Source organism: Bacillus sp. 2D03, from assembly GCF_003946765.1.
GTDB classification, from domain to species: domain Bacteria; phylum Bacillota; class Bacilli; order Bacillales; family Bacillaceae_G; genus Bacillus_A; species Bacillus_A cereus.
The window spans coordinates 469712-483870 of record NZ_RPSJ01000002.1 but is presented as its reverse complement, the minus strand read 5'-3'; the positions used below and the strand labels follow the sequence as shown (position 1 = coordinate 483870).

Genomic DNA, 14159 nt, shown 5'->3' with positions numbered 1-14159 from the left:
ATTCACCTCAGACCGTTAAATCATTTTCTGATTTTATATCTATAGCATCTTTTAATAGTCTTTGGAGAACGGCAGCAAAGACCGCGATTACCATTGAAGCAAAAATCATAATCATTCCGATAATAATAATGCCAGGGGCGTCATCTCTCTCTGCCACGAGATAGAAAAGTGGCATACCTAATACATATAATACACTAATTGCCAATGCGCTGTACTTAATATTTTTTAAAGCTTGAACAGATAGCTCTGAGAATGCGTTATTTTTATCAATATAGTTTAAAAGCTTAAATGTTTGGTACAGTGCGAAGTAATAAGGTATTGCTGTTGCGTATAAATTGATAAATACAAGATATTTAATATATGCAATATCTGGATATAATTCTGCGGCAAAATTTCCTATTTTAGGGACTAAAAAAATGCACATAGCAAGAACGGGGATTCCGATCAGAATTACAACGGTCTTTAAAAAGAGTGTGGATCCTTGTTTCATAAAAAGCACCTCATTTATTTAATATCTTATTAATTTAACATGAAATTTATTGTTTAACAATAAATCTTTATTCCTTTTAATCGAGGATTTATTGTTAAACAAGTAATTAATGAAAAGGATGTTAAATCTTTTTTATAAGATAAATGATACATATCGATATTTAATTAAAGAAAGAGAAAGTAACTATTGTTAGCTTTATGAGAATTGGGAACTAATAAAACATATGTAGGTTTTGGTATGGAAAAGGAAATAAGGTGTATTGAAATGAATGCAAAGTTTATGGAGGAACAATCATGTTGAATTATGGTGTGAAGATGAAAAAGTTACTATTGGTGGGAGCTATAATAGTAAGCGTATTAAGTATGGAAAGTATGATGAATTATCATGCGGCCAAAGCTAAGGTGAAAAAAGTAGAACACCAGCCTAAAAATATAATTATGATGGTTATGGACGGAACGAGTTCAACGGCGACAACATTGGCTCGCTGGTATAAAGGGGCACCGCTTACGTTAGATCAAATTGTAACAGGAGGTGTTCGTACGTTTTCGGCGGAATCAGCTATTACAGACTCAGCGCCAGCAGCAACAGCTTTAGCAACTGGAAATAAATCGAATTCAGGATATGTAGGTGTATTACCTTCTATTGTAAGTTCGCCTAGCTTACAGCCAATAAAAGAAGAAGAAAAGTTACGGCCGGTCGCAAACGTATTAGAAGGCGCAAAATGTACTGGTCGTGCAACTGGCATTGTTGCTACATCTGAAATTCAGCATGCTACTCCGGCCGGATTCTCCGCTCACCATGTCAATCGCAAACATTTTGACGTAATTGCGAAGCAGCAAGTATATCAAAATATAGATGTCGTATTAGGCGGGGGAAAAGCGGCGCTGTTACCTATGAAAAGTAATGGAATCCGAAAAGATGGTGAAAATTTAGTAAAGGTGATTCAAGACAAAGGATACGATTTCGTTGAAACGAAAGATGCGTTATTGAACTCCAAATCTAATAAAATTTGGGGCTCTTTCTCACATCATGCTCTTGCGTTTGATATGGATCGTATAGCAACAAATCCAGAACAACCAACACTTTCTCAAATGACAGAAAAAGCAATTCAAACATTATCAAAAGATAAAGATGGCTTCTTTTTATTCGTAGAAGGTAGTAAGCCTGATTGGGCAGCTCATGCTAATGATCCAATTGGGATGATTAGTGATGTATTGGCATTTGATGAAGCGGTAGCAAAGGCGTTACAATTTGCGAAGAAAGATGGGGATACGATGCTCATCGCTTTAACTGATCATGGTAACAGCGGCATCTCTATAGGGAATAGGAATACGACAAAAGGATACAATACTACACCGGTTTCTGCATACATTGATCCATTGAAAAAGGCGAAAATGACACTTGAAGGAACTATAAATAAACTGAAATCTGATTTATCAAATGTAGAAGATGTAGCTAAACTATACGGTTTGGATAATCTAACTCATGATGAAAAAGAAAAATTAAAAGTGGCAAAAAAGAAAATGGATGTAGGACGAATTCTTACTACATTGTTGGCTAATCGTGCAAATATCGGCTTTACGACAGGAGGACATACAGGTGAGGATGTATTCTTACATTCTTATGGACCTCAAAAACCAGAAGGCTTAATCCAAAATACAGACATTGCGAAGACGATGGCGAAAGCGATGGGCTTTAACTTAGAAGAAGTAACGAATAAAATATTTTTAGAGAGTGAACAAGCCTTTAAGAAAATCGGTGCAACTGTAACAGCCGACAAAATCGAAGGAGCAAACCCGTTACTCGTAGTAAAACATAATAAAGTAGAAGCACAATTATTTGGTAACAAAAATATAATTCGTATCAATGGTAAAGGGTATGAATTAAGAAGTATTATTGTAGAGAGTAATGGAAAGTGCTATGTACCAGAAGAAGCAATTCAACTATTTGTAAAGCATTCTCGTTAAAAAATTGCCAACCAGTTAAGCTAACTGGTGGCAATTTTTTGTGTTTATTCTAAATGTAAGTGTTCGAATTGTTTTGTAAAGTTTTCCATATGAGACTTGTATAAATGTTAAAGGGAAATTATATTTTTTCTTACATTAAAAAATTTCATTTTGTAGAATAAGAAGTTATACATATAGTAAAGTCTAATGTGTTATCAATTAATATTTACGAAAAATATATTAATACTTTAGAATTTCTTTAATGTTCATTATTTTTTATTTAAGGTTATCCGTTATATTTATAATATGTTTATTTCAATTTATTGTATTGAAGCTCAGTTTTATATAATTATAAAGCAATCATCAAAATAAAATCTCCACTAGAGTAAATTTATTATTTTTTTGCGGAAATTATTATGCAGCTAAGAAAACTGTAGTTTATTGGATTAGAAATATATTAGAATTTACTTGAAGAAAGAGAGAGGGAATAAAATGAATATAGTGCACTTACGTCCTAAACAGCGGTCTAAGTATCGCATTATGCTAGGGAAGTGGTATTACTCTACAAAGAGGTACATTCAGTGGTTGGCAGATGGAAAAACATATGCAAAAAGGTTCCAACAAGAAAAGCTACCTTGTACAGCAATTCAGCACCGAACGATATTACTTCGTAAGCTCAAAGATGTAGATATGTGGTATCAACAGAATAAGGTTGTTAATTTGAAAATTGCTGTTAAAAAACTAAATGGTATCGTCATTAGACCGGGAGAAACATTTTCTTACTGGCGTTTAATAGGTAAGCCAACGAGGAAAAAAGGGTATGTAGAAGGTATGGTATTACATTACGGATCTTTTCAAACAGGTATTGGAGGAGGTCTTTGTCAGCTTTCGAATTTAATATATTGGATGACTTTACATACACCACTGACAGTAACAGAACGATATCGTCATAGCTTTGATGTCTTTCCTGACTCTAGGCGAACTCAACCGTTTGGGAGTGGGGCGACTTGTTCCTATAACTATTTGGATTTACAAATTAAAAATGAAACGGACCAACCGTATCAACTTCACCTTTATATGACAGATGAACATTTAGTTGGTGAATGGAGAACAGTCTATCCGCAACTTTATCAATATGAAGTGTATGAGAAAGAACACTCAATTCAACCGGCATACTGGGGCGGTTATATACGACATAATGTGATTCAACGTAAAGTATATAATCAACAGAAACAGTTAATAGAAGATCAATATGTAACAGAGAATCACGCTATAATGATGTACGAACCACTATTAGCTTGTAATAATGAGAATAGTGAGTAATATGGTAATCCATAGATTAAATAGTATAGAAAATATTTAATTCTTATTTTTATTAAAAAAGTATGAATCCCAGATTTACTGGATTTTGATTGTAACTAAGAACATATAAAAGTTCACTGTTATTTATAGGAGAGTCTGTTTGTTTTTATATCTTATGTATTTCACCCTGCATAAAAAAATATTTCTCAACATTTTATTTGTTGAAAAAGATTGAATATTCGTATTATAACGAATATTATGTTGTTATCGGCAAAAAACGATAATTTGCAGACACTGGGGAGGAAATACATTGAAAAAGAAAAAGAAATTAAAACCATTAGCGGTATTAACAACAGCAGCAGTACTAAGTAGTACGTTTGCTTTTGGAGGTCACGCAGCGTATGCTGAGACACCAACATCATCTCTACCAATAGATGAGCACTTAATACCGGAGGAGCGTTTGGCTGAAGCGCTAAAACAACGAGGGGTAATTGATCAATCTGCATCACAAGCTGAGACTTCAAAGGCTGTCGAAAAATATGTTGAGAAAAAGAAAGGGGAAAACCCTGGGAAAGAAATCTTAACAGGAGATAGTCTTACGCAAGAAGCCTCTGACTTTATGAAAAAAGTAAAAGATGCAAAAATGAGGGAAAATGAACAGGCGCAGCAGCCTGAAGTAGGCCCAGTAGCTGGACAAGGTGCAGCATTGAACCCTGGGAAATTAAATGGAAAAGTACCTACTACATCAGCGAAGCAAGAAGAATACAATGGAGCTGTTCGAAAAGATAAAGTACTTGTTTTACTTGTAGAATTTAGCGATTTTAAGCATAACAATATTGATCAAGAGCCAGGATACATGTATTCTAAGGACTTTAATCGTGAACATTATCAAAAAATGTTATTTGGTGATGAACCATTTACTTTATTTGATGGATCGAAAATTAACACATTTAAGCAATATTATGAAGAACAATCTGGTGGTAGCTATACAGTTGATGGGACTGTAACAGAATGGCTTACTGTTCCAGGAAAAGCATCAGATTATGGTGCTGATGCGGGTACTGGGCATGATAACAAGGGGCCTTTAGGACCAAAAGATTTTGTGAAAGAAGCATTAAAAGCAGCGGTAGCAAAAGGAATCAATTTAGCAGACTATGACCAATTTGATCAATACGATCAAGATGGTGATGGAAATAAAAATGAGCCAGATGGCATTATTGATCATTTAATGGTTGTACATGCTGGCGTTGGTCAAGAAGCTGGCGGCGGTAAATTGAAAGATGATGCGATTTGGTCACATCGTTCAAAACTAGGTTCAAAACCATATGCAATTGATGGCACGAAATCTTCTGTTTCGAACTGGGGCGGAAAGATGGCTGCATATGATTATACAATCGAGCCTGAAGACGGAGCAGTTGGTGTGTTTGCACATGAGTATGGCCATGATTTAGGCTTACCAGATGAATATGATACAAAGTACTCAGGACAAGGTGAACCTGTTGAGTCATGGTCTATTATGAGTGGTGGTAGCTGGGCTGGAAAAATTGCAGGAACAGAGCCAACGAGTTTCTCGCCACAAAATAAAGAGTTTTTCCAAAAGAATATGAAGGGGAACTGGGCGAATATTCTTGAAGTAGATTATGACAAACTTAGCAAAGGAATCGGTGTTGCAACATATGTAGATCAAAGTACTACAAAATCTAAACGACCTGGAATTGTTCGTGTTAACTTGCCGGACAAAGATATAAAAAATATCGAATCAGCGTTTGGTAAGAAGTTCTATTACAGTACAAAAGGAAATGACATTCATACAACACTTGAGACACCAGTATTTGACTTAACAAATGCAAAGGATGCTAAGTTCGATTATAAGGCATTTTACGAACTTGAAGCGAAGTATGATTTCCTTGACGTATATGCGATTGCAGAAGATGGAACGAAGACACGCATTGATAGAATGGGCGAAAAAGATATAAAAGGCGGCGCGGATACAACTGATGGTAAGTGGGTTGATAAATCATACGATTTAAGCCAATTCAAAGGAAAAAAAGTAAAACTGCAATTTGAGTACTTAACAGATATTGCAGTAGCTTATAAAGGATTTGCGTTAGATAATGCAGCCTTAACTGTAGATGGAAAAGTTGTTTTCTCTGATGATGCAGAAGGTCAGCCAGCAATGACGCTAAAAGGCTTTACTGTGTCTAATGGATTTGAACAGAAAAAACATAATTACTATGTAGAGTGGAGAAATTACGCTGGGTCTGACACTGCGTTACAACATGCACGTGGCCCAGTGTTTAATACAGGAATGGTTGTATGGTATGCGGATCAAAGCTTTACAGATAACTGGGTAGGCGTTCATCCAGGTGAAGGGTTCTTAGGAGTAGTAGATTCTCATCCAGAGGCAATTGTAGGGACATTAAACGGACAACCTACTGTGAAGAGCAGTACACGTTATCAAATTGCCGATGCGGCATTCTCATTTGATCAAACGCCAGCATGGAAAGTAAATTCACCAACACGCGGTATCTTCGATTATAAAGGATTACCAGGAGTGGCAAAATTTGATGATTCTAAGCAATACATCAACAGCGTTATTCCTGATGCAGGACGTAAGTTACCGAAGCTAGGACTGAAGTTTGAAGTGGTAGGCCAAGCTGAAGACAAGTCTGCAGGTGCAGTTTGGCTTCATCGATAAAATAAGGTAAAAAGAAGAGAAGCTGCGATAAGTCGGTGAAACTGACTGATTGCAGCTTTTTTCTTCTTGTGAAAAAACTCGCTGTTTTTTATGTACTTATTGGAAAAATACGAAGTTTCTTTGATACATAAAATGTTCCGTCTGTCCAATTATAGAAGCTATTTTGGACGTAAGAAATTTGTAAGTAATGAGTAAGAAAAAAGAGATTTTCATAGTATAAAATATTTATTATAGCTACTTTTAACACCTGATACTAATAGTGTGCTATAATATGAATTAGCAACAAAAAGGAAAGGAATTAGAACAATGACCTTAGAAAATACTAAAAATTTAAAAAAACAAGTTGCTCCTTTTGAAAAATCAACGATTAAAAAAAGTGTTTGGCAACTGATTAACACAATCGTGCCATTTATTATTTTATGGTACCTTGCTTATAAAAGTTTGTCAGTTTCTTATTGGTTAACATTAGTTCCAGCACTGTTAGCCGCTGGATTTATGACAAGGATTTTCATTATTTTTCATGATTGTACCCATTATTCATTCTTTAAAAGTCGACGTGCAAATAGAATAGTTGGAACGTGTATGGGTGTTTTAACATTATTCCCATTTGATCAGTGGGGGCATGAGCATTCTATTCACCACGCTACGAGTGGTAATTTGGATAAGAGGGGTACAGGGGATATTTGGACGCTTACAGTAGATGAATATGTAGCAGCACCATTTAGACTCCGTTTAGCATATCGTTTATATCGCAATCCATTCGTTATGTTTGGGTTAGGCCCGATTTATGTTTTCTTGCTTAAAAATAGATTTAACCGAAAAGGTGCTAGAAAAAAAGAACGTATGAACACTTATTTAACGAATATTTTAATCGTTGCTATTATAGGGATGCTTTGCTGGGCAATTGGATGGCAATCGTTTCTTTTAGTACATGGTTCTATATTTTTAATAGCAGGTTCAATAGGGATTTGGCTGTTTTACGTACAGCACACATTCGAGGATTCTTATTTTGAAGAAGATAAAGAGTGGGAATATGTGAAAGCGGCAGTGGAGGGAAGTTCTTTTTATAAACTTCCAAAAATTTTGCAATTTCTAACGGGTAATATTGGATTTCATCATGTTCACCATTTAAGTCCAAGAGTACCTAACTATAAACTAGAAGAGGCACACAACAATACCCTTCCTTTAAAAAATGTACCAACGATTACGCTTGCTACAAGCTTGCGTTCACTCCGTTTCCGTCTTTGGGATGAGAAAAGTAACAATTTTGTTAGCTTTAAAGATGTCAAAAATATAATTAAAAATAATGTTTCTGTTCGGGTGAAATCTGAACTATAATTGCATCGTATATAAAATTCCCCTTAATCATTTTCGATTTAAGGGGAGTTTTTGTTTCAAAAGTAGATGCCAGATAAGAAGAAAAATTAAATGATTCAAATTATAATTGAAGCAGATTAGGAATTGCTCGTACGTAAGTACAAATGCAAGATGACAATAAATGCATTATGTTAACAAGTGGAGTTATCATGAATTTTCTATTACGATAACTGTTCATAAATCCGACGAAAATTAATAGCAAAAGGGGGATCGTACAACAGTATATCTAAAAAATTAGAAAAGACTTGAACGGAAATTTCATTCATTTTTCTTGGTGTTCCGCATTCCATACACTTAAATAGGATGCATATTCTAATTCATCTGGATTGTCATGTAACATAGAAATGAATTCTAATTTATTTCTATCACAATCTAGAAAGTATACACTTGCAGCGGGCATCCACCTTTGGACAATTGGCTCTTGATTTCCTTTTCCTTGACTTCCTATCACTTCTATTCCACGCTCCTCTAACCACGCTTTAGAAGTCATTAAAAACTCTAAATTTACACCAAAAGCAAAATGTTTCAGCTCAAAGTCTTCGATATTATTTACTTCCCATAGTCCAAGCATTTGTTTTTTATTTTCTCCGACCCAAAAGAAAGCCACTCTTCTTTTGGAGAGTTTTCTTGCTAACGTTAATCCTAGCTTGTTTTGATAGAAATTTATCGCTTTTTCTAAATTTCTTACATGTAAATGAGTCTCGTATATGTTCTGTATCATTATGATCATTCCTTTCTTTCTTGGTAACTACCAGTTGAGTAATGAATGTAATTCTAATAATGTACAGCTATATCTGATATACCTATTTATTATTATATCGAAATTGAAATACGATAAATCCAACTGAGGTAGCAAGTTCAAATGAAATTTTTACTACTTTTGTAGGAGAAGAGAAAAATCCATTAAATTCAGGTGAACTCATATTTAAATAATGAAAAAAAGACCACACATGAAGTGAAACGCCACGTGTTGTCTTTTTTGTATCGTGCAATATTACGAAGTTTCGCTAATTTTAGTTTCACTTTGAGTGTTAGTTGCAATTCTTTTCTTAACTTTAAAGTGATAGTAGGTATAGCAAAAGATGATAAATGGTACAGTACAATAAATGCCTAGTCTTTGATCTGGGATAAAGATAAGACTTACTAATATAATGCCATACAATCCAAAACCAAGAATTGGTACAAGGGGATAGAGTGGAGTTCTGAACTTCAAGTCTTCTAATTTTCCACCTTCAGCTAAATAGTGTTTGCGGAAAAAGAATTGAGAAACACAAATTGACATCCAAACAATGATTGTTATGACTCCAGAAATGGAAATTAACCATAAGTAAACCGTTTCAGCAGCTACGACGCTTGTTAAAAGAGAAAAAGCAGAAATAGCTATTGTCATGATTAAAGCGTTGAGAGGAATCCCACGTGATGATAATTTCTTTAAAAATGCTGGAGCCATTTCGTTTTTTGATAAAGACCAAAGCATTCGAGTAGCAGCGTATAGTCCTGAGTTTGCAACAGAAAGAACAGCAGTAAGAATAACAAAGTTCATAATATCAGCTGCATATGGAATACCGATATTATCAAAAACAGCAACGAATGGGCTCTTTGTGAGTCCTGCTTCTTCCCAAGGAATTAAAGCAACAAGAACAAAGATTGCTAAGACGAAGAAAAACATTGTGCGCCATATAATATTTCTAATAGAACGAGGTAAAGTTTTTGCTGGATCTTCACTTTCACCTGCTGCGATTCCGACAAGCTCTGTACCTTGGAAGGAATAATTGACTGTAACCATTGTTAATAGAATAGCTGCAAGTCCATTCGGAAATAAACCACCATGATTTACGAAATTTGAAAGGAGTGGAGCTGGTTCGTCGCCTTTTAAATCAATAAAGCCGAACATAGCGGCGCCACCAAGAATTATAAAAGCTATAATGGCAGATACTTTTATACTTGAAAACCAAAATTCTGTTTCTGCATAACTACGAGCAGATAATGCGTTAATAGTAAAGATTGTAACGCCAAATATTAAACACCAAACCCAAACAGGAATATCAGGAAACCAGCGCTGCATTGTAATACCGGCAGTTGTAAATTCAAGACCGGTCGTATTCGCCCAGCTTAACCAATACAACCATCCGATTGTAAAGCCAGTTGCAGGATTGATGAATTTAGTGGCATATTCCTGGAAAGAACCCGAAACAGGCATGGCTACAGCGAGTTCACCAAGACATAGCATAACGAAATACATTAATAATCCACCGGCCATAAAGGCAAGTACGGATCCACCAGGTCCAGCTTGACTTATTATAAAGCCAGATCCGTTAAATAACCCCGTTCCAATCACACCACCGAGTGCAATCATGAATAAGTGTCTACTTTTCATCGTACGTTTTAATTCATTGTTTGTATTGTTTACTTGCGCCATTGTTTTCCTCACTTTCGTAGTTGATAGAATAAAGTTTGATGTTTTTCCGTATTATGGAATGTATTCCGTGATGTGAAATCTTGTTATAATTTTCAGATAATTAAAAAGAAAAGTCAATATTTTTTTGTTTGCGTTTTCAATTCGTTGTTAGTGATATATTTTTATTGTTAGAAAATTGAATAAATAGATTGATTTCATTTCGAATGTTTGCTAAATTGATAGTTAATTAAACGTACTAACATACTACGAGTAAAGTTGAGGCGAGTTATGGTACAGTCCATTGATCGAGCGATAAGTATTATTAAATTATTGAATTCTACAAATGAAAAAGAGTATTGGGCTATTTCTGATATAGCAGATGGAACACATCTCCCAGTTAGTACAGTACATAGATTACTTAACTCTCTAATGGAGCATGGGTTAGTTACACAAATACCAGAGACAAAACAGTACAAAATTGGACCAATGTGGATGGAAATAGGGTTACGTCAATTGGAGAAGGTAGACTACAGATCAGTTGCAAGAGAAGTGATGAAGCGGTTGGCCTTTGAAGTCGAAGAAAGTGTCTATTTAAATATTCCAAACGGAACACATTCTATTATCATTGAAAGAATTGATAGTCCTTTAAAAATTCGAGTTATCGATAATCTAGGGGAACAAATTCCACTTTCAATTGGTGCCGCAAATAAAACGATGCTTGCCAATATGAAAACGAATGAAATGGAACATATTGTAGAACATTTACTTTCTTCATTACCAGAACAAAAGCAAATTCTTCTTAATCAAATAAAGCAAATAAAAAATGAAGGATATGCTGTCAGTTATGGTGAAAAAACAGAAGGGACAGCTTCAGTAGCTGCACCTATTATCGGATTTAATCATAAAGTAGTAGGAGCATTAAGTGTTGGGTTAATTAGTCATCGTATTAATGATGATCGACTATCTTTTCTTATTAGCAAGGTAAAACAAGCAGCTCATGAAATATCAATAAAAATCGGCAGTACATCAGAACTATAATTTTGATAGCTGTCGTCATTTTTTATTCATATACTGGAATTCGTTTTCATAATGCGGAAAAATAGGGGGATTTATATGTCAAAGTGGCAATCAAAAGAACAATTGATTCAATTATTAAGCAGTCTTGTTGAAATTCCTAGTATTACCGGTTCAGAAGCTGAAGTAATATTGCCAGGCTTTGTTGTGGAACAATTATCTGAATTACAGTATTTCAAAGAAAACCCGCATCATTTACAAAAAAATCCGACAGGGGACGGACGATATTTTGTTACAGCACTAGTAAAGAAAAAAGATAGTACAAAAAATACTGTAATTCTAGTAAGTCACTTTGATGTTGTAGATGTACAAGATTACGGAGTGTGGAAAGAAGATGCATTTAATCCTAAAAAGTTAACATCTATGTTTTATTCTCATAAAGATGAACTTCCAGACCATGTGCGTGAAGATATAGAACATGGGGAATGGCTGTTTGGTAGAGGAACAATGGATATGAAATGCGGTCTAGCATTACAAATGGCAATGATTGAACAAGCATGTGAAGGAAGATTCGATGGGAATGTTCTTTTATTGGCTGTACCAGATGAAGAAGTGAATTCTGTAGGGATGAGGGCCGCTGTTCCGAGACTGTTAGATTTAGCTAGAGAGCATAACTTAGATTATAAAACGGTCTTAAACTCAGAGCCTATGTTTTCAAGACATCCTGGTGACCAAAATAAGTATATTTACACTGGCTCTATTGGTAAAGTGTTACCTGGTTTTCTTTGCTATGGAAAAGAGACACATGTAGGTGAACCTTTTGCAGGCTTAAATGGGAGTTATATGGCTTCATTAATAACAGCAGAATTAGAGTTAAACACAGACCTTTGTGATATTGTAGAAGGGGAAGCGAGTCCTCCGCCAACTAACTTACTTCAAAGGGACTTAAAGGAGGATTATTCTGTACAAATTCCGCATCGTGCAGTTACATTATTTAATTTGTTTTTATTAGAAAAATCAATGATAGATGTAGTTTCATTGTTACGTCAAAAAGTAACGAAATTAGCAGAGAAAATAGAAGAGTCGTATGAAAAACATGCATATCGTTTTTCTAAATATAATCCATTTATACCACCTAATCTCAAAGTAAATGTATTAACGTATGAAGAGCTTATCACATATGCAATTGAGCAACATGGACAAGAAAAAATAAATCATATTCAATCTAATATTATAAAAAATAGAGAAGATAAAGATGATCGTGCGGTAACGATTGATTTAGTAGATAAATTAGCGATTTTATGTAAAGAAAAGGCACCGATGATTGTACTTTTCTTCGCTCCGCCGTACTATCCAGCTGTGAGTTCACGCAACAATCCTTTAATAAAAGAGGTAGTTGTAGAAATGGAAAAGTATGCACACTACAATCATAAGATTACATTTGAAAACCAAAATTATTTTGGGGGGATTTCAGATTTAAGCTATGTAGGCTTGCAGTATCCACTAGATTCAATGAGTTCGCTTGTAGACAATATGCCATTATGGGATAAAGGTTATTCAATTCCGCTTCAGGAATTAGAAGAGTTCGATGTTCCAGTATTAAATATGGGGCCGGTAGGAAAAGATGCACATCAATGGACAGAACGTCTAGATGTAAACTACGCATTTGAAACACTATTAGATATGTTACCGAAATGCATTGAAAAATTATTAGTTTCTAATAAAATTACACAATCATAGTAGGGAATAGGTAAGGGATAAAACAGAACCTTTAAAGAAAATTCGAATGAAATTATTTTAATATAATTAAAAAGTGGAACGGCCAAGCTCAATTTTATATGAGTTTGGCCGTTTATCATGTAGTGAATTTTTAATTAAAATTATGTGAATTCATAGCTAACGTAATCTCTTTTATAGTTTTATTTTTTAGTTTGACCAGATAGTTCAACAGACTTTTGCGTACAACGCTGCATAGCTGAAATAATCGCTGTTCGTAATCCTTTTTCCTCTAATGTTGCAACAGCTTCTATTGTCGTTCCGCCAGGAGAACAAACCATATCTTTCAATTCACCTGGATGTATTCCTGTTTCTAGTACCATTTTTGCAGAGCCTAACACAGCTTGAGCAGCGAATTTATATGCTTGATTTCTTGGCATACCATCTAGTACAGCAGCATCTGCCATCGCTTCTATAATCATATATACATAAGCTGGTGAAGAACCACTTACAGATGTTACAACATCCATTAATTTTTCACTTACGATCTCTGTTTGACCAAAACTATTGAAAATGTTTAGTACATCTTCTAAATCTTTTTCTGTCACCATTTCATTAGGGCATAATGCAGACATTCCTTCTCCAACAAGAGCAGGAGTATTAGGCATTACTCTTACAACCTTTACTTTTTTATTAAATGCATTTTCAGTACTTTCAATACTTTTCCCAGCAGCGATCGTAACGATGATAGCATCGTTTTTGATTACTTCTTTTATTTCATTAATTATTGATGCGTATAGGTCTGGTTTGATTGATAAAATTAAAATATCAGCATTTTTAGCTACTTTATTGTTGTCGGTAGTTGTAGTTAGCCCATATTTTTCACTAGCATTTTTTAAATTAGCAGTGTTTAAATCTGAACAAATAATTTGATTTGAAGACACTATATTTTTGTTTATCATTCCGCCAATCATAGCCATTCCCATATTTCCGCAACCGATGAATCCAATTTGTTTATCCATAATAACTCAATCTTGCTCCTTTTATAATCAATTATATCGGTTTGATATTATTTTCTTAGAATAAGAATAACATCCCTGTGCAATATAAAGAAACATTCTAAGAGAATATATTCCTTTTTGCAACACTAAAAGATAAAAATTAATTATATTCGACATTATGTAAATATATACACTATAATGTAAGGTTTTATGTTTA

10 protein-coding genes are annotated in these 14159 nt (G+C 34.5%); 6 read left to right on the top strand and 4 right to left on the bottom strand.

The genetic code is table 11. The features are described from left to right. Positions 1 to 7: 7 nt before the first annotated feature. The gene (locus EBQ15_RS07550; protein ID WP_000809118.1) at positions 8 to 490 is read right to left on the bottom strand and encodes a DUF2975 domain-containing protein; all 483 of its coding nucleotides are present in this window, start codon (positions 488 to 490) and stop codon (positions 8 to 10) included. A gap of 293 nt (positions 491 to 783) precedes the next feature. Here EBQ15_RS07550 and EBQ15_RS07545 point away from each other — a divergent pair, with 293 nt between their 5' ends. The 4 genes from EBQ15_RS07545 to desA all read left to right on the top strand — a co-directional run bounded on the left by EBQ15_RS07545 (position 784) and on the right by desA (position 7774). Next, positions 784 to 2457, top strand: coding sequence for an alkaline phosphatase (locus tag EBQ15_RS07545; RefSeq protein WP_000935920.1), 1674 nt, complete (start codon positions 784 to 786; stop codon positions 2455 to 2457). A gap of 471 nt (positions 2458 to 2928) precedes the next feature. Further along, positions 2929 to 3759: a VanW family protein gene (locus tag EBQ15_RS07540; protein ID WP_001028242.1), complete on the top strand. Its 831-nt coding sequence runs from the start codon at positions 2929 to 2931 to the stop codon at positions 3757 to 3759. A 289-nt stretch (positions 3760 to 4048) separates the two neighbouring features. Beyond that, positions 4049 to 6436 carry an immune inhibitor A domain-containing protein gene (locus EBQ15_RS07535; protein WP_000727448.1) on the top strand — a complete coding sequence of 796 codons (2388 nt, stop codon included), beginning with the start codon at positions 4049 to 4051 and terminating at the stop codon, positions 6434 to 6436. Between the two features lie 306 nt (positions 6437 to 6742). Further along, on the top strand, positions 6743 to 7774 hold the full coding sequence (gene desA / locus EBQ15_RS07530; RefSeq protein WP_000171497.1) for a Delta(5) desaturase DesA: 1032 nt from the start codon (positions 6743 to 6745) through the stop codon (positions 7772 to 7774). A 301-nt stretch (positions 7775 to 8075) separates the two neighbouring features. On the opposite strand, the gene EBQ15_RS07525 is transcribed toward desA, so the two are convergent. Then, on the bottom strand, positions 8076 to 8534 hold the full coding sequence (locus tag EBQ15_RS07525; protein ID WP_000615638.1) for a VOC family protein: 459 nt from the start codon (positions 8532 to 8534) through the stop codon (positions 8076 to 8078). Positions 8535 to 8807: 273 nt separating this feature from the next. Continuing rightward, positions 8808 to 10232 carry an amino acid permease gene (locus EBQ15_RS07515; RefSeq protein WP_000079968.1) on the bottom strand — a complete coding sequence of 475 codons (1425 nt, stop codon included), beginning with the start codon at positions 10230 to 10232 and terminating at the stop codon, positions 8808 to 8810. A gap of 267 nt (positions 10233 to 10499) precedes the next feature. Here EBQ15_RS07515 and EBQ15_RS07505 point away from each other — a divergent pair, with 267 nt between their 5' ends. Both EBQ15_RS07505 and EBQ15_RS07500 read left to right on the top strand, forming a co-directional pair. Then, complete coding sequence (locus EBQ15_RS07505) at positions 10500 to 11249, top strand: IclR family transcriptional regulator (protein ID WP_000250746.1); 750 nt, start codon at positions 10500 to 10502, stop codon at positions 11247 to 11249. Positions 11250 to 11300: 51 nt separating this feature from the next. Next, positions 11301 to 12965, top strand: a complete 1665-nt coding sequence (locus tag EBQ15_RS07500; protein WP_115735429.1) for a M20/M25/M40 family metallo-hydrolase — start codon at positions 11301 to 11303, stop codon at positions 12963 to 12965. Positions 12966 to 13144: 179 nt separating this feature from the next. On the opposite strand, the gene proC is transcribed toward EBQ15_RS07500, so the two are convergent. Further along, positions 13145 to 13963 (bottom strand): pyrroline-5-carboxylate reductase, encoded by an 819-nt coding sequence (proC, locus tag EBQ15_RS07495; protein ID WP_000360727.1) that lies wholly within the window; start codon positions 13961 to 13963, stop codon positions 13145 to 13147. Between the last annotated feature and the right edge of the window lie 196 nt (positions 13964 to 14159).

Coding starts and splice junctions, on each gene's coding strand:
- EBQ15_RS07540 (WP_001028242.1), top strand. CDS start 2,929: ATGAATATAGTGCACTTACGTCCTAAACAGCGGTCTAAGTATCGCATT.
- EBQ15_RS07505 (WP_000250746.1), top strand. CDS start 10,500: ATGGTACAGTCCATTGATCGAGCGATAAGTATTATTAAATTATTGAAT.
- desA (WP_000171497.1), top strand. CDS start 6,743: ATGACCTTAGAAAATACTAAAAATTTAAAAAAACAAGTTGCTCCTTTT.
- EBQ15_RS07515 (WP_000079968.1), bottom strand. CDS start 10,232: ATGGCGCAAGTAAACAATACAAACAATGAATTAAAACGTACGATGAAA.
- proC (WP_000360727.1), bottom strand. CDS start 13,963: ATGGATAAACAAATTGGATTCATCGGTTGCGGAAATATGGGAATGGCT.
- EBQ15_RS07500 (WP_115735429.1), top strand. CDS start 11,301: ATGCGGAAAAATAGGGGGATTTATATGTCAAAGTGGCAATCAAAAGAA.
- EBQ15_RS07545 (WP_000935920.1), top strand. CDS start 784: ATGTTGAATTATGGTGTGAAGATGAAAAAGTTACTATTGGTGGGAGCT.
- EBQ15_RS07550 (WP_000809118.1), bottom strand. CDS start 490: ATGAAACAAGGATCCACACTCTTTTTAAAGACCGTTGTAATTCTGATC.
- EBQ15_RS07525 (WP_000615638.1), bottom strand. CDS start 8,534: ATGATACAGAACATATACGAGACTCATTTACATGTAAGAAATTTAGAA.